Below are 18,583 nucleotides of genomic sequence, written 5' to 3'. Positions count from 1 at the left end.
GGCTGTGATGCCCTATTACGATATTTTTCTTGCCCCGGTCCTTGATGCCAAACGTGCGGACTATGACGCCTTTGTCAAAACCACGCATGAGATGTTCATCGGCTTTGGCGCAAGCGAGGTCGTCGACCTCTGGCCCAGCGATGTGCCAGAGGGCGAACTGACCTCCCTGCCACTGGCGGTCAAGCTGGAGGCGGGCGAAAGCGTTGCGGCCGGATACATCGTCTGGCCGTCAAAAGAGGTCCGCGATGCGGGCTGGGCCAAGATGATGAACGACGAACCGCAATTCGAAATGCCTTTTGACGGCAAGCGCATGATATTTGGCGGTTTCGACGAATTGCTGCGCACCCGCGCCTGACGCGGCGGCCTGTAACGCACCGGATGGGCCTTTACAGGGGCCCATCCTCCAGAACGCCGTCGGCTGACATCTGGGCGTAAAGCAATCCTTCGCGCAGGCCACGGTCGGCGACCGACAACCGATCCGTCGGCCAGATCCGCAACAGGGCCTGAAGAATGGCGCTGCCGCTCATGATCAGCGCGTGGCGGTCCGGCCCGATCCGAGGATCCTTGCGGCGGCCCGCCGGTCCCATTTCCAGATAGCGCTGGATCACCGACTCGATCTGGTCCGAAGACATGCGCAGACCGTCCACCTTGGTCCGGTCGTAACGGCGCAACCCCAGATGCGAGGCGGCGACCGTCGTCACCGTGCCGGAGGTGCCGACAATCTGGAAACCCTCTCGCGCCTGTTCATCTTGATACGGCGCGAATTCAGACAGGTTTTCCTCGAAATACCAGCTCATCAAGGCATATCGGGCGGCATCATCCATCACGTCCGAAAATTGGTCGCGCAGCGTCGCCACCCCCAGCGGAACGCTGATCCAGTCCACCACCTTGGCCGAGGGGAACGGGCTGTCCGGAGGATGAAACCCGGCATGCAGCCGCATGATTGCACGCGGGCGATCCCGTGGCGCCACTTTGCTGAGGTCGATCCAGACCAGCTCCGTCGACCCGCCGCCAATATCCACCACCAAAAGCTGTTCGGTCTTGGTAGACACCAGCGGTGCGCAGGAAATCACGGCAAGACGCGCTTCTTCCTCGGGCTGGATGATTTCCATCTTCAGCCCGGTTTCCCGCTTGATATGCCGGATGAATTCGCGGGCGTTGCGCGCCCTGCGGCATGCCTCGGTGGCCACAAGACGCATGCGCGTGACCTTGTGACGTTCGATCTTTTGTCTGCATACGTGCAGGGCCGATACGGTGCGCCCCATGGACGCCCGGCTTAGTCGGCCAGTTTTCTCAAGCCCATGTCCCAGCTGGACAGACTTTGAGAAACTATCAACCACATGGAACTGGCTGCCCTTCGGCTGGGCAATCAGCATGCGGCAACTATTTGTACCCAGATCCAGAGCGGCATAGAGCGCGTTGGGATCTGGCCTTGACGGCGCGGGGCTCTCGACCGGTTTCGGGAAAGCGCCCGCAGCCTTGGGACGCTTTGGCGCCATGATGTTGCGCCTTTTCCGAGATCAACTTGCCTTCACGATACGCGCCGTTCCGGGATCGCGCAAGCATCATGTATCTTCGCCCCCAGTGGATTGGTGAAGTAGTCCGCAAGGTAGTCGTATTGATCTTCCAGTAGCGGACGCAGCCGGTCGATGGTGCGCCCCTCAAGATCGAAAATCGACAGTTTGCCACCGCTGGAATTGGCATGCGGCATCGTCACCGTTTCCCCCGTTTGTCGCGAGAGGTCGCAGGCCAGTTGGCCCAGTTCACTGGTTCGGTAAACCCGGTCGAAATTCGCCCGCAGGTCAGGGCCAAGGAAAAGCTCTGCGCCAAGAACGTGATGTTTCACAATCGAGGATTTGCGACGATAGCGCGACAAACGCATGAAGAACGTATCGGGATCGGGATCCAGCGGCAGGCCGCTGGCCGCGCGGACCCGCGGACTGTCCTTCAGCGCGCGCCGCTTGACGACAATATCCGTGTAACAGGACATCAGCCGTTTCGCGGGATCGCGGACCACGCAGAACCGAAAGAAATCTGAATATTGCGCCCAAAGCGCGCCGTTGAACCGCCGTGTCTGATAGATCTGGTGCCACGTCTGCACATCGGGCTGATCCGGCACGATCACCCAGGGATCCAGCATCGCCAAGGCCTGTTTCACCGAGGAACACCCCGCCTTGGGCAAGGCGACATAGGCAAGTTTCCAGGCATCGACGGCAATGACCAACAGTTTTTCCTTTCGTAACGCATACCGGCCCTACCAAGGGCATATGGCAGGAATCGGGCAGAAACCTTAATTTTCCTCATCTAGATGCTGAAAACTTCTGGTCTCCGTGGCGGTTGGAACCCGCACTCGCACCGCCTAAGCTGTCGCGCATGGTGCGGGACAAGTCGAAAACCGACCCATACCAGACGCGCACCACGCGTAAAGAGTCATGAAGGAACAAGGGAATCGGACCCATGGCAGAGCTGACCATCGTCTACTGGCGCGACATCCCCGCACAGGTCATCGTGGGCAAGGGCCGTCGCGGCGCCAAGGTCCAGCTGCCCGAGCGGTTCGAACAGGCCATCGACCGTGCCGCAATGAAGACCGGCGCCGCCGAAACCGACGCCTATCTTGCCGAATGGCGCAAGGTGGCCTCGGGGACGGTCGAGGGCGATCCCCAGGAAGCCGCCAATGCCGCCGCCGCGCGGCTGGAGGCCGAATTCGACGCCGAGCGCATCAAGGCGCTTATTGCCAACGACGGCTGGGCCTGAGGCCCTGCCCCCGACATGACCCTGAAGGAGACGCTGATGGCCCTCTTGAACTTCCGCAAGCGCGACACCGCCCCGCGGACCGGCAACCCCGACCTCGAGGCCTTCATGGCCAATTACTCGATCGAGGTGATGCCGCGCACCGCCGCCAAGGTCGAGGATTTCCGCGCGCTGCTGCCCGAGGGCACCCGCGTCTACATCGCCCATATCGAGGGCACCCCGATCGAGGAAATGGTTGATACGGCCAAGCGCCTCTCGGCGGACGGCTTCAACGTCATGCCGCATTTCCCGGCCCGCATCATCAAAGATACCGCCACGCTGGAAAACTGGATCGCCATGTACCAGGGTGAGGCCGGCGTCGAACAGGCGCTGCTGCTGGCCGGTGGCGTCACCAATCCGCACGGCGATTTCCACTCGTCCATGCAGCTCATGGAAACCGGCCTCTTCGACAAGGCGGGCTTCAAGCGCCTGCACGTGGCCGGCCACCCCGAGGGCAACAAGGACATTGACCCCAACGGCGGCGACGAGGTCGTGATGGAGGCGCTGCGCTGGAAACAGTCCTTCTCGGAACGGACGGACGCGCAGATGGCGCTGGCCACGCAGTTCGCCTTTGACGCCGGTCCGATCATCGACTGGGCCAACCGGCTGACCGCCGAGGGCATCCACCTGCCCGTTCATATCGGCATCGCCGGTCCGGCCAAGCTGCAAACCCTGATCAAGTTCGCCATCGCCTGCGGCGTCGGCCCTTCGCTCAAGGTTCTGCAGAAACGCGCGATGGACGTGTCCAAGCTGCTTCTGCCTTACGAGCCGACCGAGGTTCTGGAACAGCTGGCCGCGCACAAGGCCGCAAACCCGGACTTCAACATCGAGCAGGTCCATTTCTTCCCGCTGGGCGGCATCAAGACCAACGCGGAATGGGCGATCAACAACGGCGGCGAAAACGCCCGCCCCGCTGCGGCGCACGGCTGAGGACATGACGCGACCGGCCCTGCTGTTCGATCTGGACGGCACCATGTTGATGACCGATGACATTCATCGGGAGGTCTTTGTCGACCTGATGCAGCCCTATGGCATCAAGGTGACCGAGTCCTTTTACATGGCGCATGTCCACGGGCGGCTGAACACGGATTTCTTTGCCGAGTTCCTGCCCGAGCTCGAAGATCCGCAGGGCCTGTCCGACCTCAAGGAGGCACAGTTCCGCGACCGCCTGCCCCGTCCCTACCCGGCCATGCCGGGTGTCGAGGCGCTGATCGAACGGGCCCGCGCCGAAGGATGGGCGCTGGCGGTTGTGACCAACGCCAACCGGCTGAACGCCGAGGCGATGCTGGGTGCCGTGGGTCTGCGCGATGCTTTCGAGTTGCTGATTATCGGCGAAGAATGCGCGCGCGGAAAACCCGACCCGGAGCCTTATCTGGCCGCCATGCGCGCGCTGGACGTAGCCCCGGAACAGGCCGTCGCCTTCGAGGACAGCGCCTCGGGCCTGCGCGCGGCAGCAGGGTCCGGTGCTTACACCGTCGGGGTCCGCTCCGGCCTTTCGGATACAGACCTGCGCGCCCATGGCGCACGAGACACAATTGCAGATTTCAACGACCCCGCGCTGGAAACAATCCTAGCGCGCCTGACAGGAGAGCCAGTTCAATGACCCGCACCATCGTCGAGTCGAAAACAAAAACCGCCGTCATCGGCTTTGACGAACCGTTCTGCGTGATCGGTGAACGGATCAACCCCACGGGCCGCAAGATCCTGAACGTCGAACTGGAAGCTGGCGATTTCAGCCGCGTCGAAGCGGACGCGCTTGCGCAGGTCGCCGCGGGTGCCACAGTGCTGGACATCAACTCGGGCGCCGTCTTCTCCAACAAAATGGCCGAAGACCCGCGCTATGCGGACAACAACTTTGTCGAACCGACGCTGATGAAGCAGCTTGTAGAAGTGGTCCAAAAAACCGTCGACGTCCCCCTGTGCATCGACAGTTCGGTCCCCGGCGCGCTGGAAAACGGCCTTGCCGCCGCCGAGGGCCGTCCGCTGCTGAACTCGGTCACCGGCGAAGAAGAACGCCTTGAAATGGTGCTGCCGCTGGTCAAGAAATACAATGTGCCCGTTGTGGCGATCTCGAACGACGATACCGGCATTTCCGAAGATCCCGAAGTCCGCTTTGCGGTGGCGAAAAAGATCGTCGAGCGCGCCGCCGATTACGGCATTCCCGCGCATGACATCGTGGTTGACCCGCTGGTCATGCCGATTGGCGCAATGGGCACCGCCGGGCTTCAGGTCTTTACCCTCGTCCGTCGCCTGCGTGAGGAACTGGGCGTCAACACCACCTGCGGTGCGTCGAATATCTCTTTTGGCCTGCCCAACCGTCACGGCATCAACAACGCCTTTCTGCCGATGGCCATGGGCGCAGGCATGACTTCGGCGATCATGAACCCGGTCGCCCTGCCGATCAACGCCACCAAAATTGCCGAGAAAAAGGCCGAAGTGGCCGCGGCTGGCATCATCCTCCCCGAGGACATGGACGACGAAACCTTTGTCACGCTTTTTGGCATGGGATCGACCAAACCGCGCGCCGGCAAGGAAATGGAAGCGATCCGCGCTGCCAACTTCCTGACCAACAACGACGAGGGCGGCGCCAACTGGATCGCCTTCAACAAACCGCCGTCCGCCGATGGCGAAGGTGGCCGGGGCCGCCGTGGCGGTGGCCGTCGCCGCCGCGCCTGAGCCGCGTAACCCAACACGAAAAGGCCCGGTTTCACACCGGGCCTTTTTTGCTTTGCGCGCCGCCTCTGCCACGGCGGAGAAACCTCACCAACCGGGAAACAGAAATGACACCAAAAGACTTGGTCGAGCGCTTTTACGCAGATGTCTGGAACCGGCGCGATCATGACACGGCCCGTGACATCATCGCCTCGGATTTTCGGTTTCGCGGATCGCTCGGACCGGAAAAGCGTGGCCTTGCCGGGTTCCTTGATTACGTCGATGACGTCCACGCGGCCCTTGGGAATTACACCTGCACAATCGAGGACATGGTTTGCACCGGCGACCGGGTCGCCGCCCGGATGACCTTTCGCGGCAAACATCGCGGCACGTTCTTCGGCGTCGCGCCAACCCACAAGGAAATCGAATGGGCCGGTGCCGCCTTTTTCACGATCGCCAAGGGCAAACTGTCCGAGCTTTGGGTTCTGGGCGACGTGGATGCCGTGAAACGGCAACTGGGAGCGGTGCCGGGCTCGCCGTTCTGAGGCTGACTAGCAGCGCCGCTTGCACAGGTTTTCGCAGGGGATGCCGTCCTTGTCGCCATCCCGCTTGCTCTGCCCGCATTGCAGTAGCTTGTAACAGGCCTCGGCACATGATCGCAGCCGCTTGCAACTGACGTTGCGACAATCAAATGCCTGCGCGGTCCGGAACTGGTCAAGCCGTTCCATCGGGCTGGGTTGATCGGGCTGCGCGAAGGCTGTGCTGCTGACAAGGAAAAAGGTCAAAAGGGATAAACGTCCCATGTGCTCACTCTTGCATTAACGAATTGTTAACCTTTGAACCCACAGTCCTTCCGAGGCAAGACAAAACACAGGCCACTCATAGCGCCGGTTTCCCGCGCATGTGATCCGATGAGGCCCTGTCGAGCCAAGTTCCAATCGCAACCACGCAGACACCTTACCCTACGTCAATTACATGAAATGATGTAGACTGCCTCCTGTCGGTCTTTGCCGACGGCCCGATTTTTCGGGCAAAATGGGAGGAAGAAATGAAATTCGTCAAACTTGCTTGTGTGGTAACGATTTTCAGTTTTCTCGCCGCATGCGCCGAAGCCCAATCATGGACCGAGTCGAAATACGGCTCGACCGATATGGCCGGCGCGTCCAACCTGATGACCCCTGACAAGGCTTTGCAGGCGACGGCCTTGATCAAAACCGGCTCTGTCCTGTCTCTCGGGCGCGATTACACCGCGGACATGCCGCTTTTCGGGGCGCGGGTCTTTGCCGTGCGCGGCACCCGTGGACTGGCCGGCGGACCGCTGGGGTCCAACAGCATCATCTGGATGGATGATTTCATCGCCACAGAGATCGGACAGGTTGGTACCCAGTTCGACGGGCTGAGCCATATCGGGATCGGCGGCGATCACAACCTGTTCTACAACGGCACCCCGATGGAGGAGGTCTTTGGCGGCACCGGCACCCGGAAATTGGGAATCGAGCACGTCAAACCGTTTTTCACCCGCGGTATCGTGCTGGATTTCGTAGCACTGAAAGGGCGCAATCTGGAAGCGGGCGAAGAGATCACCGTCGCCGACATCGAAGACGCGCTGAAAGCGCAGGGGCTGGCCGAACCGGGCACCGGTGATGTGGTCCTGCTGCATACGGGTTGGGGTCGCCACTGGATCGCTGACAACGTGACCTTCAACTCGGGCGAACCGGGCATCGGGCTTGAGGCCGCGGCATGGTTGATCGCGCGGGACATCGCCATCGTCGGAGCGGACACCTGGACCATCGAAGTGCTGCCGAACCCGGACAACACCGTCGCTTTTCCCGTCCACATGGAGTTGATCCCGAAGAACGGGATATTCATCCATGAGAACATCGCAACCCAACGGTTGATCGCGGCGGGTGTGTCCGAATTCGCCTATATCTTTGCCCCGGTTCCGATCGCCGGGGCCACCGGATCGCCGGGTGCGCCATTGGCGGCGTATTGATCCCAAAGCGACCTGACCGGGCGGAGGACCAGCCCCACTCTCTGCCCGGTCAGACCTTTTCGAATTCCATCCGATAAATCACCTGTTCCCCGGTCACAGGATCGACGCCGGGCGCACCGCTAATGACCAGCCGGGTTCCGGACAAGGTGAAAGGCCGCGTCAGGTCGATTTCCCAATCCGGGTTCCATGCGCCTTCGACATGGTGGATGATCTTGTCTCCGTCCAGCGTGTAGGCAGCGACATAGGCCAGCATCGTATCGAACAACTCGGCCTTTTGCTCGGTGCTCCATCGCGCTGAATCGCGCACCGGGCGGTTTCGCTGGAACACCGTCGCCATCATGCGCCCATCGCCATGATAGGCGATATAGCCCAGCGGGTTCGGTCCCTGCGCATCGGTCACCGCTCCGGTCGCCAACGCCTGCCGCGTCCACGAAACCATCCTCCACGATCCGATCAGGTCTTGGGCATCCGCCATCTGCCTTCCTCCGCTGAAAGGTGCGCCGACCAATTCGGCCCGTAAGCAGTATAGCGCCAATCACCGACCGGATCGCCCCTTACTCATAGCCCCGGCAGATCCAGAACAACCGCCGCGTGATCGCTTGCATGTGGACGATGATAGCCGGTTCCTTTCAGGCGGGCGGCGCCAAGCGCTCCGGCTTCATGGCCCATCCCGATCCTCAGCACTCTGGGGGCGATGCCCCTTAGCTGGCCCGCCAAGAGTGGCGAGGCAATCAACCCGTCCGGCGTGTCACGGTATTTTTCCTGAGACTGGAAGTAGCTCCACCGATCATTCCGTGGCAGTCGCTGCATCAGGTTTTCACCCATGGCTTCCAACGGCCCGACAGCGCGATTGTCCCCGTCCGGTTCGTTCAGATCCCCCGCAACCAGCCAGAGCGGCCCGGCCTCCGCGACCAGACGGGACACGGCTTTGGCCTCCAGCCGCCGAACGGCCCAGGCCCGTGCCGCGTCTGGATAGGGGGCCTTGAAATGCACCACGAACAACCTCAGCGCGCCAAAACGCACTTCGAGGCAATCCCGCCGGAACACCGGCGCTTGCGGATCCATCCCTTCCGGTGTGGACAGACCCAGATCCACGGGTGACAGCCCGGCATGACTATGGACAGCGTCCCAGGGTCTTCGCGACATGACCGCAACATCCAGACCGCGCCCATCATTGCCCGGCAAACAAAGACGATGCGCGTAGGGGCCGGTCCGCGCCACAAGAAAGCGCTCGTGAAAGGCATTCAGGCTATCGGCATCAAAAACCTCTTGCAGCGCAAGCACATCCGCGTTCGCCTGCGCCAACAGATCGGCGGTCAACCGGCGGTCCGCCCAATCCAGACCCGCATCTTCGACATCATCGCGGTCCCGTGCGCCAAAAAGCGCGCCTCCGGGCATCAATCGCAGGTTCTGCATGTTCAGACTGGCAATCCGCATGGTTCACCCTCGGGTCAGGGGCGGGCTTTGGTCAACCATCGCGTTTGACCGGAATCGCTTGTGGCGGAATACTGAGACTGAATTTCCGGGAGTTTGTTCATGAAACGCTTTGCCATGGCGCTATGCGCCGCACTGTCCCTTTCCGTGCCCCCTGCCCTTGCTGCCGATTTCCGCGTGGTTGGAATGACCAACGACGCCTTTGACATTCAGGGGGCTGATCCCAACATTGCCTGCACCCACCGGCTGACCGGGCAGTTCGCGCCCGGCGACGGCGATCGAATGGCCGGGATCTTGCGCAACTCCATCGAAGACTGGCGCAAGCAGAACAAATGGGGCAAATCCGTCATCTGCCTTGACAGCCCGGGCGGGTCCATCGCCGAGGCACTGAAACTGGGCGCCGCCCTGCGCGAAATGGCCGTGGGCACAAAACTGGAAGCCGGGGCACGTTGCGAAAGCGCCTGCGCGCTGCTGTTCATGGCGGGCAGTTTTTACGCCCATGAAAGCGGTTACTACAAATGGCGGGTCATGCACCCCACGGCCAAGCTGGGCTTTCACGCGCCTTCGCTTCAGGTAGGGCGCGGTCAATATGACGGGGCCACTGTCACCCGGGCCTATGCACTGGCGATGGAAACCTTGGCCCGCACAATCGAGGATCTGATGCAGAACCGGGGTTTCGAGGATGGCGAACATCTGAAACCTTCGCTGATCGCAACCATGCTGCGGACCCCGCCGGACAGCATGTTCTATATCGACACCGTCGATCAGGCCGGACGATGGGGAATCCAGATCGGACCACTGCGCGACAGCGGGCGCATCATGACCGAAATGGATTTCCGCCGTACCTGCGCCAATCAAAAAGCCTGGGAGGCGGACGAAACCGCCACCGAAGACCCCTATTGGGATCAGTATTTCGTCAATTGGGTCTCAGATGAATGGAGCGACAAGGTCGAGATCATCACCAATGACATGACCGGCGAAAGCTGCGCGTTTTTTCTGCCCAAGGGCGCAGCGCAGCGCAAATCGGTGCCGTTGAACCAGGTGCAAAGTGGCTTTGTCCCTCTGGTGCAGGTTCTGGATCCGTCGACCCGTTTGGCCCAACTGCCATACTGACAGCGGGTCTTATTGCACCAAGGCAATCCGGCAATCGAAGCCAAGCGGCGTCAGTCGCGCCGGGGCAATGGCCAAACCGACGAAATCATGCACCACGGCGGCAAGGAGGTTTTCGACCGGGGACAGGCTGTCCAGCGCCGGAGATACCAGACCGCCGACCAGCCCCGTGGTGAGACCCGACAAGGGCAGTTGCCCCAGCAAACCGGCAAGGGCGCTGTCCACGTCGGCCAGCGTGCCTTCGAGACGCGGCGAGAATGTGGCCGTGCGTTGTTGCTGGATGTCCCGGGCGGAAAAAGCGATCTCCAGTTCCTCGGTCTGAACGAGGTCGATTTCATCACGGACCGTCAGGCCAAGCGCGCTAAGCCGAATATCCAGACTTAGCAAACCTGCCTGGGCCGGGTCGAAAATTGCTGCCGTTTCGCTGCGCGCCGCATGGCAGGCAGAGGCGCGGTCGGTCAGACGGGCCTCGGCATGGGCGATCCGCAAGGACAGGTCCAAACCCACCAGTCCCAAAAGATCCAGACCATCGACATCCAACCGTATCTGGGCAGTTTCCGCGTAGGCCTCGGGCGTGCCGGGTTCGACACTGGCAACGATCCGGCGCGGTTCCACCACGGTCAGACGTACCGGCACATCGGCAACGGGGCCAAGATCAGCACGCAGGCCAAGGTCCAGAACATGTTCCCCGAAAAGTTCGACCGTACCAAAGACAAGGTCTGATTTGCTGATGAAGGATCCGGGAATTTCCGTACCGATCAACATCCCCCGGGCACCGGAATCCAGATGGACAAAATCAGACAGCCGCAGGACCGCATCCGGCGCATTCACCTCTGCCCCGACTGCGGCGGACAAAATGCGTGACACTGCGATATCGGCATCAAGCACATCGCCATAGGTCATCGGCGCATCCAGATTCAGACTGAGCGTCTCCAATAGCGCGTCCGTCCGCAGGAAAAGCGCGCCCTCGGAACAAATGGCATCCAGTTCGGTCCCAAGGATCGGTCTGAGCGCACCGTGAAACAGGTTCAGCGACAAAAGACAGTTCGCCAGACTAAAGCTCACCCTTTCCTGCACCACGGCGACGGCCTGACGGGTGATCACGGTGCGGCTCTCATCTCCCAACAGCGATGCCACCTGCATACGCGCATCCGAAACAGCCGTCACATGCGCCGCATTCACCCGGCCCTCGGACTGGTTCCGTGGTGTAAAGACGCCGGACTCGTAGCGGCCCAGAACCAGTTGCGCAGGGGCCAGAGGCCGCGCCGGAAAAAGATCGTTGTAATCGACCGACCGCGACGCCTGTTTATAGGCTCGTGGCTCGTGGTTGACATGTCGGACAGCCTCCAGCGCCGAGAAATCCGCCTGCGCCTGAACGTGGCTGCGATGCGCATTCAGGATCAACATGTCGATGGCCATTGCCGCGCCAAGGCAAAACGCGATGAAGATGAAAAGCGTGGCAGTGGTGATAGATCCGTCTTCTTTGCCCGGAGTCATTTCAACCCCCAACGATCATGGCCGAACCGACGATCATGTCCGACCCATTGTTCACGGCGCGTACAAGCGGGGCAAACCCATACCCCGACCCGTCGTAGTGCAGCGTCAGTTGCACCCACCCGGGATGGTTGCCCGGCACACATTCGGTCGCGGTGATCCGAGATGGATCAATGGCCACAAAGGATTTCGCGATGGCGGGCACAACGGTTTCGCCCACGTGCTGACAGAAATCGAGATCGTCGCGCGGCGCAACACGGTATTGCAACGTTTGACGCGCCACCTCGTAGGTCAGTTGCTGCACATTGGCGACGGTCACCGCGAACAGGCCGACCCAACAACAACCGATGACGAAAGTGATGAAAGCGGGAAAGAGGATTGCGAACTCGACCGTCGCGCTACCGTCTTCCGCCATGAGGAAGTTTTTTGATCGTTTGCCTGTCAACCTTGTCATTGCGCCAAAACCTCAAAATCTCATACATCAATTAAAGGTTGATTAGGCTGGATGGCCGATTGGCGGCAGAAATGTGGCAGAAATGCGCCCCCGAAAAAAGCACAGAAAAAACGGGAGCATATGCCGGACAATTTTTTTAGATATCGTTAATTATGCTGAAATTGACAGGTCAACCAATTCCCCTATTAGCCTCTCGGGGTAAATCAATCAATAAACTTGCCTTATTAACTTTTAAACCAATCGGTCAATTTCAATTGGAACAAATGACGGTCGACGACGCAAATCACCCCGAGAGTTTCCGACCCGCCGGGGTGTCGATAAAAGCACGATGGATCATCAGCACACAGGGGCGACGACCTATCCGGCCCTCGCCTTTTTCCTTTCGGCAACCACCTTTTCGGCCAGATCGCGGGCAATGGCGAAAGCGCCCTGGATCTTGTCCTTGTCGCGTTTCCAATCGCGGCGCACGACGATCTTGTTGTCTTTGACCTTGGCCAAACCATCCTGCGCCTTGATGAATTCCACCAGTCCTTGCGGGGAAGCAAACTTGTCATTGTGGAATTGAATGGTCGCCCCTTTCGGCCCGCCATCCAGCTTGGAAATTCCGGCCTTCTTGCACATGGCCTTGATCCGCACGACCAGCAGCAGCGTATTGACCTCTCGCGGCAACTTGCCAAAGCGGTCGATCAGTTCGGCGGCAAAACCTTCCAGTTCCACCTTGGTGGTCAGGGAGGACAGGCGGCGATACAGCCCCAGACGCACATCCAGATCGGGTACGTAATCCTCGGGGATCAGGACCGGCACACCAAGGTTGATCTGCGGTGCCCATTGGTCGTCGGCTTCGGCCAGACCTTCCATTTCGCCCGAGCGGATCTTGGCAATCGCCTCTTCCAGCATCGACTGGTACAGTTCATAGCCCACGTCGCGCATCTGGCCGGACTGCTCCTCACCCAAAAGGTTGCCTGCGCCGCGAATGTCCAGATCCTGCGAAGCAAGGCTGAACCCTGCGCCCAGAGTGTCAATAGCGCCAAGAACGCGCAGACGCTTTTCGGCGGTGGCCGTCAGTTTCATCCGCGGTTTCGTGGTCAGATAGCAATAGGCGCGGGTCTTGGACCGGCCCACCCTGCCCCGAATCTGGTAAAGCTGCGACAGGCCGAACATATCGGCGCGATGCACGATCATCGTGTTGGCAGTGGGGATATCCAGACCGGATTCCACGATGGTCGTCGCCAGCAGCACGTCATATTTGCCGTCGTAAAAGGCGTTCATCCGTTCGTCCAATTCGCCCGCCGCCATCTGGCCGTGCGCGACCACATAGGACACCTCGGGCACTTGTTCCCTCAGGAACTCCTCCACCTCGGGGAGATCCGTCAGGCGCGGAACGACAAAGAAGGACTGCCCGCCGCGATAATGTTCGCGCAACAGCGCCTCACGGATGGTCATCGGATCGAATTCCGACACATAAGTGCGGATCGACAATCGATCGACCGGCGGCGTCCCGATGATCGACAGGTCGCGCACCCCGGTCAGCGAAAGTTGCAGGGTACGCGGAATGGGCGTCGCCGTTAGCGTCAGCACGTGAATGTCCGAGCGAAGCTGTTTCAGGCGTTCTTTGTGCTGAACGCCGAAACGCTGTTCTTCGTCGATGATCAGCAGCCCAAGGTTGTTGAACCGGATACCCTTCGCCAGCAAGGCATGGGTGCCCACGGCAATGTCGACCGTGCCCCTAGAGATCCCGTCACGCGTCAGCGCGGATTGTTTTTGCGAGACAAAGCGCGACAGCGGCGCGACCTGAAGCGGGAAGCCCCGGAAACGTTCGGCAAAGCTGTTGTAGTGCTGGCGTGCCAACAAGGTGGTCGGCGCGATGACCGCCACCTGTACACCGGACATGGCGGCGACAAAGGCCGCGCGCATGGCGACCTCGGTCTTGCCGAAGCCCACGTCGCCGCAGATCAGGCGATCCATCGGCTGGCCCGAGTGCATGTCCTCCATGACATCCTCGATGGCGCGCAACTGATCGTCGGTCTCTTGATAGGGGAACCGCGCGGCAAAGCTTTCGTAAGATCCCGGCGGCGGGTCCATGATCGGAGCCTTGCGCAGCGCACGTTCGGCGGCGATGCGGATCAGCCGGTCGGCCATCTCGCGGATACGTTGTTTCAGCTTGGCCTTCTTGGCCTGCCAGGCACCGCCTCCCAGCTTGTCCAGCAGCCCCTCTTCGTGGCCGTATTTGGACAGCAGTTCGATATTCTCGACCGGCAGGTAAAGCTTGGCGCCATCGGCATATTCCAGCGCGATGCATTCATGCGCCGCCCCGGCCGCCGTAACGACCTCAAGGCCCATGTAGCGACCGATCCCGTGGTCGACGTGAACCACAAGGTCGCCCGGCGCAAGCGACTGATGCTCGGTCAGGAAATTCTCGGCCTTGCGGCGCTTCTTGGGCTGGCGGATCAGCCTGTCACCCAGAACATCCTGTTCCGAGATAACGGTCAGCCGCCCCTTGTCACCCGCCGCTTCCCACGGAGCGGTAAAGCCCGCCTCCAATGACCAGACCGCAAGGTGCAGACCGCGCTTGCCGATCCGGGTGCCATTGATGATCGGGATCGCCTCGGCCAGCCCCTCATCCTCGAGCAACCCGGTCAGGCGTTCACGCGCCCCTTCGGAATAGGACGCGATCAGAACAGGCCCGTCAGTCATGCAGGTCTTGACGTGGTCGGCCAGCGTCTTGAACAGGCTGATGTTTTCCTGCTGCCGTTCGGGCGAGAAATTGCGCCCGATGCGCCCGCCTGCATCCACCACGCCGGGGCCAGAGGCCTGTTGCAGCGGATGGAACTGGACCTCGCGCCGGTCCCCCACGGCGCGCAACCATGCCGCGTCATCCATATACAGCGTTTCCGGGGGGATCGGTTTGTAAACCGTGCTGCCCAGCGTCTTTTTCTGGCTCATCGCGTGACGGCGGGCATCGTATTGATCGGCAATCGAATCCCAACGCGACAGGCGGGCGGGCGTCAGTTGGTCGTCCATCAGGACAGGCGCGCCGGGCAGATAGTCGAACAGGGTTTCCAGACGTTCGTGAAAGAACGGCAACCAATGTTCGACACCCTGATGTTTCCGTCCCGCGCTGACGGCCTCGTACAGCGGGTCGTCGGTGCCCGCCGCGCCGAATTCGATCCGATAGTTCTGGCGGAACCGCGTGATCGCGCTGTCATCAAGGATGACTTCAGACACCGGGGCCAGCTCCACGATTTCCAACTTTTCGGTGGTCCGCTGCGTGGCGGCATCAAACCGGCGTGCGCCGTCCAGCACATCCCCAAAGAAATCAAGACGCACCGGACCGCCATCCCCCGGCGGGAAAATATCGATGATCCCGCCGCGCACGGCATAGTCACCGGGTTCTGTCACCGTCGGCGCCTGGCTAAACCCCATGCGGACGAGAAAGCCGCGCAGGGCTGTCTCGTCGACCCGATCGCCGACGCGCGCGGCAAAGGCTGCCTCGCGCAGGACGTTGCGTGCCGGCAGGTATTGCATCGCCGCCGACAGCGTCGTCAGCAGCACAAAGTGTTTCGGCCCGCCATGTACCAGCCCGGCCAGTGTCGCCATCCGCGCCGCCGAGATGTCTGCGTTCGGGGAAACCCGGTCATATGGCAGGCAATCCCAAGCGGGAAAGACCACCACCGGCATGTCCGGGGCAAAGAAGGCAAGCGCATCGCGCATGGCCGCAAGCCGCTTGTCGTCACGCGCGATGTGGATGACCGGCCCGCCGGTCTTTTCCACCTCACGCAGCACCAACCGGGCGTCATAGCCCTCGGGCGCGCCGCCCATCGTGATCCGCTGCTGTGTCATGAAGGCTCAAATGGCGCGCCGCGCGGGCAGCGTCAACCGGCAAGACACCCGATCAGAAGGCCAGCACCGTCAGGTTCATGTACATGCCCCACATCGCGGTGCAGAAGATCGACACCATGCCAATCAGCTGGGTCAGCGTGCGGTGAATGCGCAACCGCCGCCAAAGCGCTTCGCCCTCGCCTTCGCCAAGCTGGATGCGGCGTGCGGAATTGATGCTCAGCAGGCCGACAATGGTCATGGGACACCCCAGCAGGAACACCGCCTGGGCGAATTCAACCCAGTACCAGAACCCAAGGACCGCCGCCCCGGTCAGAAAGGCCGATCCGATCGCCGCCACCCACAGGCCCGACTCATCCACGATGAACAGCAACCGGTTGGTGTTGATCCGCACAAGATCCTCAAGATCCTGCGCGGCCTGTCCACCGTGACGGCGTGCGCGGGCCACCATGTCATAGGGCACACCCAGCACCCAATGGCTGGTCGATGACCACAGCACCGCAAGAACGATCCAGAACCACAGGTTCGAAAAGCTCCGCAGATCGATCAGTTCGAATACGGTATCGTACCAGTCCATGCTCTTTGTCCTTGCCTGTATCCAGCGTCATAACGCGCAGGATTCCAAATGCCCAGAGGCAGGGACTGGACAAGCGCGCGCCTCAGGGTGCATCCCTGTCCGCGACCAATGACGGAGCGCCCCATGCAGCCGACCCTTGCCCCCTTTCCCGCCACGCGCCTGCGCCGCCTGCGCCGCACCCCCGCCATCCGCGCGCTGGTGCAGGAAACCACGCTAAGCCCCGCGGATTTCATCTGGCCGGTGTTCGTACGGGACGGAGAAGGCGTGGTGGAACCCATTGCCTCGATGCCCGGCGTGAACCGCTTGTCCGTGGATAAAGTGGCCGAGGCCGCAATCGAGGCACAGGCGCTTGGCATCCCGGCAATCTGCCTCTTTCCCTATACCGATCCCGCGCTCAAGACCGAGGATTGCGCCGAGGCATGGAATCCGGACAACCTGTCGAACCGCGCCACGCGGGCGATCAAGGCCGCCGCGCCGAACATCGCGGTGATGACCGATGTGGCGCTGGACCCCTACAATATCAACGGACACGACGGCTTTGTCGAAGCTGGCGAGATCGTCAATGACCGGACGGTCGAGGCACTGGTGAAACAGGCGCTGTCGCAGGCAGACGCCGGCGCGGACATCATCGGGCCATCGGACATGATGGACGGGCGCATCGGCGCGCTGCGCGACGCGTTGGAAAGCGCGGGTCATCAGAACGTGTTGTTGTTGTCCTACGCCGCGAAATACGCCAGCGCCTTTTACGGCCCGTTCCGCGATGCAGTCGGCGCTTCGGGCGCGTTGAAGGGCGACAAGAAGACCTACCAGCAGGACCCCGGCAATTCCGACGAGGCCATGCGCCTGATTGCACGCGATCTAAACGAAGGCGCCGATATGGTCATGGTGAAACCGGGGATGCCCTATCTGGACATCTGCCGCCGCGCCAAGGAGATGTTCGGCGCGCCGACCTTTGCCTACCAGGTCTCAGGTGAATACGCGATGCTGGCAGGCGCCGGAGAGCGCGGCTGGGTCGATGGCGAAAAGGTCATGATGGAAAGCCTGATGAGCTTCAAACGCGCAGGTTGCGACGGCGTGCTGACCTATTTCGCCCCCGCCGCCGCCCGTTTGCTGAACGGCTGAGTCACCGGCCTGTCAAGATCGCGCGAGCGGACGCGCGATCTCTTGCCGGTGGGCCACAACATCTCGTGACATCCCCTGCCCCCGTGCCTATATTGCCGCGCAACCGGCGAGACAGCCGGATCTGAGGCTATGCGAGGAACAGGCGGACCCATGACACTCAACAGACGAAATGTGACCCTCGGACTGGGCGCAACCCTGGCGCTTGGCGCTTGCAACGGCGTCGGCAGCAATGGCGGCGCGCGGATCGACGCGCGTGTGGACCAGACGCTGGCGCGGCTTTACGGCGATTACCCCGCCACCCGCAGCCTTGCCGAGAAATCGGTGGGCATGTTGGTGATGCCCGTCGTCACCGAGGCCGGACTGGGCTTTGGTGGCGGTTATGGCCGCGGCGCGCTGCGCGTTGGTGGCGCTTCGGTAGACTACTACTCGGTCGCCAAGGCCTCGGGCGGGCTTCAGATTGGCGCGCAACAATATTCGCACGTGCTGTTCTTCATGACCGATGACGCGCTGCAAACCTTCCGCCGGTCGCCCGGTTTTGCCGCCGGTGCGAACCTCGAATACGCGGTGCTTGAACGCGGCGAAACGCTGGCAGCGGAAACCACCACGTCGCTGGCGCCGGTCATCGCGGTGATCTTTGGTCAGGCCGGCCTGCGCGTTGGCGCGACGCTGGAAGGCGTGAAATACACGCGCATCATTCCCTGATCGTCCCAAAACATCCGAACGGACCGGGGCAACGTCCCGGTCCTGCCCTTCCTCAATGATAGCGGAACTCGCCAACCACGTTCTGCCATTCCCCGGGCGAGATCATCTTGCGGTGCGTAAAGCGGACCGAATGCAACGGTCCTTCGATCTCATCGCGCCAGAATTCGATAAACTCGAACAATTTGGGATGATCCGGCGCCAGATCGTATTCTTGCCAGATGAAGGTGTTCAGTACGTTCCTGTAATCCGGGATCCGGTAGAAGAATTCCGCCGTGGTCAGCCCATAGCCCTTCAGCATCAGTTCGGTTTCGGACTCCTGCATCGTTTTTACCTCTTTTGACAACTCGTTCCGAAATGCTGCCAAGCGAGTGTTTACTTTTCAATAAAAACAGCATGTTAGCACTGTGCACCGCTGGCT

20 protein-coding genes are annotated in these 18,583 nt (G+C 61.2%); 10 read left to right on the top strand and 10 right to left on the bottom strand.

Annotated elements, in window-relative coordinates; genetic code table 11:
• Positions 1-7: 7 nt before the first annotated feature.
• Positions 8-355, top strand: coding sequence for a DUF1428 domain-containing protein (locus KJP30_RS02905; protein WP_218447502.1), 348 nt, complete (start codon positions 8-10; stop codon positions 353-355).
• A 31-nt stretch (positions 356-386) separates the two neighbouring features.
• Here the strand turns inward: KJP30_RS02905 and KJP30_RS02900 are convergent, their stop codons facing one another.
• On the bottom strand, positions 387-1,499 hold the full coding sequence (locus tag KJP30_RS02900; protein WP_218447501.1) for a Ppx/GppA phosphatase family protein: 1,113 nt from the start codon (positions 1,497-1,499) through the stop codon (positions 387-389).
• A gap of 32 nt (positions 1,500-1,531) precedes the next feature.
• Positions 1,532-2,224 carry a sulfotransferase family 2 domain-containing protein gene (locus KJP30_RS02895; protein WP_218447500.1) on the bottom strand — a complete coding sequence of 231 codons (693 nt, stop codon included), beginning with the start codon at positions 2,222-2,224 and terminating at the stop codon, positions 1,532-1,534.
• Positions 2,225-2,457: 233 nt separating this feature from the next.
• On the opposite strand from KJP30_RS02895, the gene KJP30_RS02890 reads away from it, so the two are divergent.
• The 5 genes from KJP30_RS02890 (at position 2,458) to KJP30_RS02870 (ending at position 5,987) form a co-directional block, all read left to right on the top strand.
• On the top strand, positions 2,458-2,754 hold the full coding sequence (locus KJP30_RS02890) for a virulence factor (protein ID WP_218447499.1): 297 nt from the start codon (positions 2,458-2,460) through the stop codon (positions 2,752-2,754).
• Positions 2,755-2,790: 36 nt separating this feature from the next.
• The gene (locus tag KJP30_RS02885) at positions 2,791-3,720 is read left to right on the top strand and encodes a methylenetetrahydrofolate reductase (protein ID WP_218447498.1); all 930 of its coding nucleotides are present in this window, start codon (positions 2,791-2,793) and stop codon (positions 3,718-3,720) included.
• Between the two features lie 4 nt (positions 3,721-3,724).
• Positions 3,725-4,393: an HAD family hydrolase gene (locus KJP30_RS02880; RefSeq protein WP_218447497.1), complete on the top strand. Its 669-nt coding sequence runs from the start codon at positions 3,725-3,727 to the stop codon at positions 4,391-4,393.
• Positions 4,390-5,466: a methyltetrahydrofolate cobalamin methyltransferase gene (locus KJP30_RS02875; protein WP_218447496.1), complete on the top strand. Its 1,077-nt coding sequence runs from the start codon at positions 4,390-4,392 to the stop codon at positions 5,464-5,466. The genes KJP30_RS02880 and KJP30_RS02875 overlap by 4 nt, the downstream gene beginning before the upstream one ends.
• Before the next feature lie 104 nt (positions 5,467-5,570).
• On the top strand, positions 5,571-5,987 hold the full coding sequence (locus KJP30_RS02870) for an ester cyclase (protein ID WP_218447495.1): 417 nt from the start codon (positions 5,571-5,573) through the stop codon (positions 5,985-5,987).
• A 6-nt stretch (positions 5,988-5,993) separates the two neighbouring features.
• On the opposite strand, the gene KJP30_RS02865 is transcribed toward KJP30_RS02870, so the two are convergent.
• Positions 5,994-6,245: an excalibur calcium-binding domain-containing protein gene (locus KJP30_RS02865; protein ID WP_246594332.1), complete on the bottom strand. Its 252-nt coding sequence runs from the start codon at positions 6,243-6,245 to the stop codon at positions 5,994-5,996.
• A gap of 245 nt (positions 6,246-6,490) precedes the next feature.
• Here KJP30_RS02865 and KJP30_RS02860 point away from each other — a divergent pair, with 245 nt between their 5' ends.
• Complete coding sequence (locus KJP30_RS02860; protein ID WP_218447494.1) at positions 6,491-7,435, top strand: cyclase family protein; 945 nt, start codon at positions 6,491-6,493, stop codon at positions 7,433-7,435.
• 49 nt (positions 7,436-7,484) lie between these two features.
• Here KJP30_RS02860 and KJP30_RS02855 read toward each other — a convergent pair whose 3' ends face one another.
• Both KJP30_RS02855 and KJP30_RS02850 read right to left on the bottom strand, forming a co-directional pair.
• The gene (locus KJP30_RS02855) at positions 7,485-7,910 is read right to left on the bottom strand and encodes a lipocalin-like domain-containing protein (RefSeq protein WP_218447493.1); all 426 of its coding nucleotides are present in this window, start codon (positions 7,908-7,910) and stop codon (positions 7,485-7,487) included.
• Positions 7,911-7,993: 83 nt separating this feature from the next.
• The gene (locus KJP30_RS02850; RefSeq protein WP_218447492.1) at positions 7,994-8,872 is read right to left on the bottom strand and encodes an endonuclease/exonuclease/phosphatase family protein; all 879 of its coding nucleotides are present in this window, start codon (positions 8,870-8,872) and stop codon (positions 7,994-7,996) included.
• Between the two features lie 99 nt (positions 8,873-8,971).
• Here KJP30_RS02850 and KJP30_RS02845 point away from each other — a divergent pair, with 99 nt between their 5' ends.
• A complete protein-coding gene (locus tag KJP30_RS02845; protein ID WP_218447491.1) occupies positions 8,972-9,982 on the top strand; it encodes a COG3904 family protein in 1,011 nt (336 codons plus the stop codon).
• A gap of 9 nt (positions 9,983-9,991) precedes the next feature.
• On the opposite strand, the gene KJP30_RS02840 is transcribed toward KJP30_RS02845, so the two are convergent.
• The 4 genes from KJP30_RS02840 to KJP30_RS02825 form a co-directional block, all read right to left on the bottom strand.
• Positions 9,992-11,476, bottom strand: a complete 1,485-nt coding sequence (locus KJP30_RS02840) for a Tad domain-containing protein (RefSeq protein WP_218447490.1) — start codon at positions 11,474-11,476, stop codon at positions 9,992-9,994.
• Between the two features lies 1 nt (position 11,477).
• Positions 11,478-11,888 carry a TadE family protein gene (locus KJP30_RS02835; protein WP_218447489.1) on the bottom strand — a complete coding sequence of 137 codons (411 nt, stop codon included), beginning with the start codon at positions 11,886-11,888 and terminating at the stop codon, positions 11,478-11,480.
• 396 nt (positions 11,889-12,284) lie between these two features.
• The gene (gene mfd / locus KJP30_RS02830) at positions 12,285-15,767 is read right to left on the bottom strand and encodes a transcription-repair coupling factor (protein ID WP_218447488.1); all 3,483 of its coding nucleotides are present in this window, start codon (positions 15,765-15,767) and stop codon (positions 12,285-12,287) included.
• A gap of 52 nt (positions 15,768-15,819) precedes the next feature.
• On the bottom strand, positions 15,820-16,341 hold the full coding sequence (locus tag KJP30_RS02825) for a component of SufBCD complex (protein ID WP_218447487.1): 522 nt from the start codon (positions 16,339-16,341) through the stop codon (positions 15,820-15,822).
• Between the two features lie 123 nt (positions 16,342-16,464).
• On the opposite strand from KJP30_RS02825, the gene hemB reads away from it, so the two are divergent.
• Together hemB and KJP30_RS02815 are read left to right on the top strand one after the other, a co-directional pair.
• Entirely contained in the window at positions 16,465-17,463 is a 999-nt protein-coding gene (hemB, locus tag KJP30_RS02820) for a porphobilinogen synthase (RefSeq protein WP_218447486.1), read from the top strand.
• A gap of 150 nt (positions 17,464-17,613) precedes the next feature.
• The gene (locus tag KJP30_RS02815; protein WP_218447485.1) at positions 17,614-18,165 is read left to right on the top strand and encodes a lipid-binding SYLF domain-containing protein; all 552 of its coding nucleotides are present in this window, start codon (positions 17,614-17,616) and stop codon (positions 18,163-18,165) included.
• A gap of 52 nt (positions 18,166-18,217) precedes the next feature.
• Here KJP30_RS02815 and KJP30_RS02810 read toward each other — a convergent pair whose 3' ends face one another.
• Positions 18,218-18,487, bottom strand: coding sequence for an usg protein (locus KJP30_RS02810; protein WP_218447484.1), 270 nt, complete (start codon positions 18,485-18,487; stop codon positions 18,218-18,220).
• Positions 18,488-18,583: the final 96 nt, after the last annotated feature.

Origin of the sequence: Antarctobacter sediminis, from assembly GCF_019218285.1 — a bacterium.
GTDB lineage: Bacteria > Pseudomonadota > Alphaproteobacteria > Rhodobacterales > Rhodobacteraceae > Antarctobacter > Antarctobacter sediminis.
This window is presented reverse-complemented; position numbering and strand designations above follow the sequence as displayed.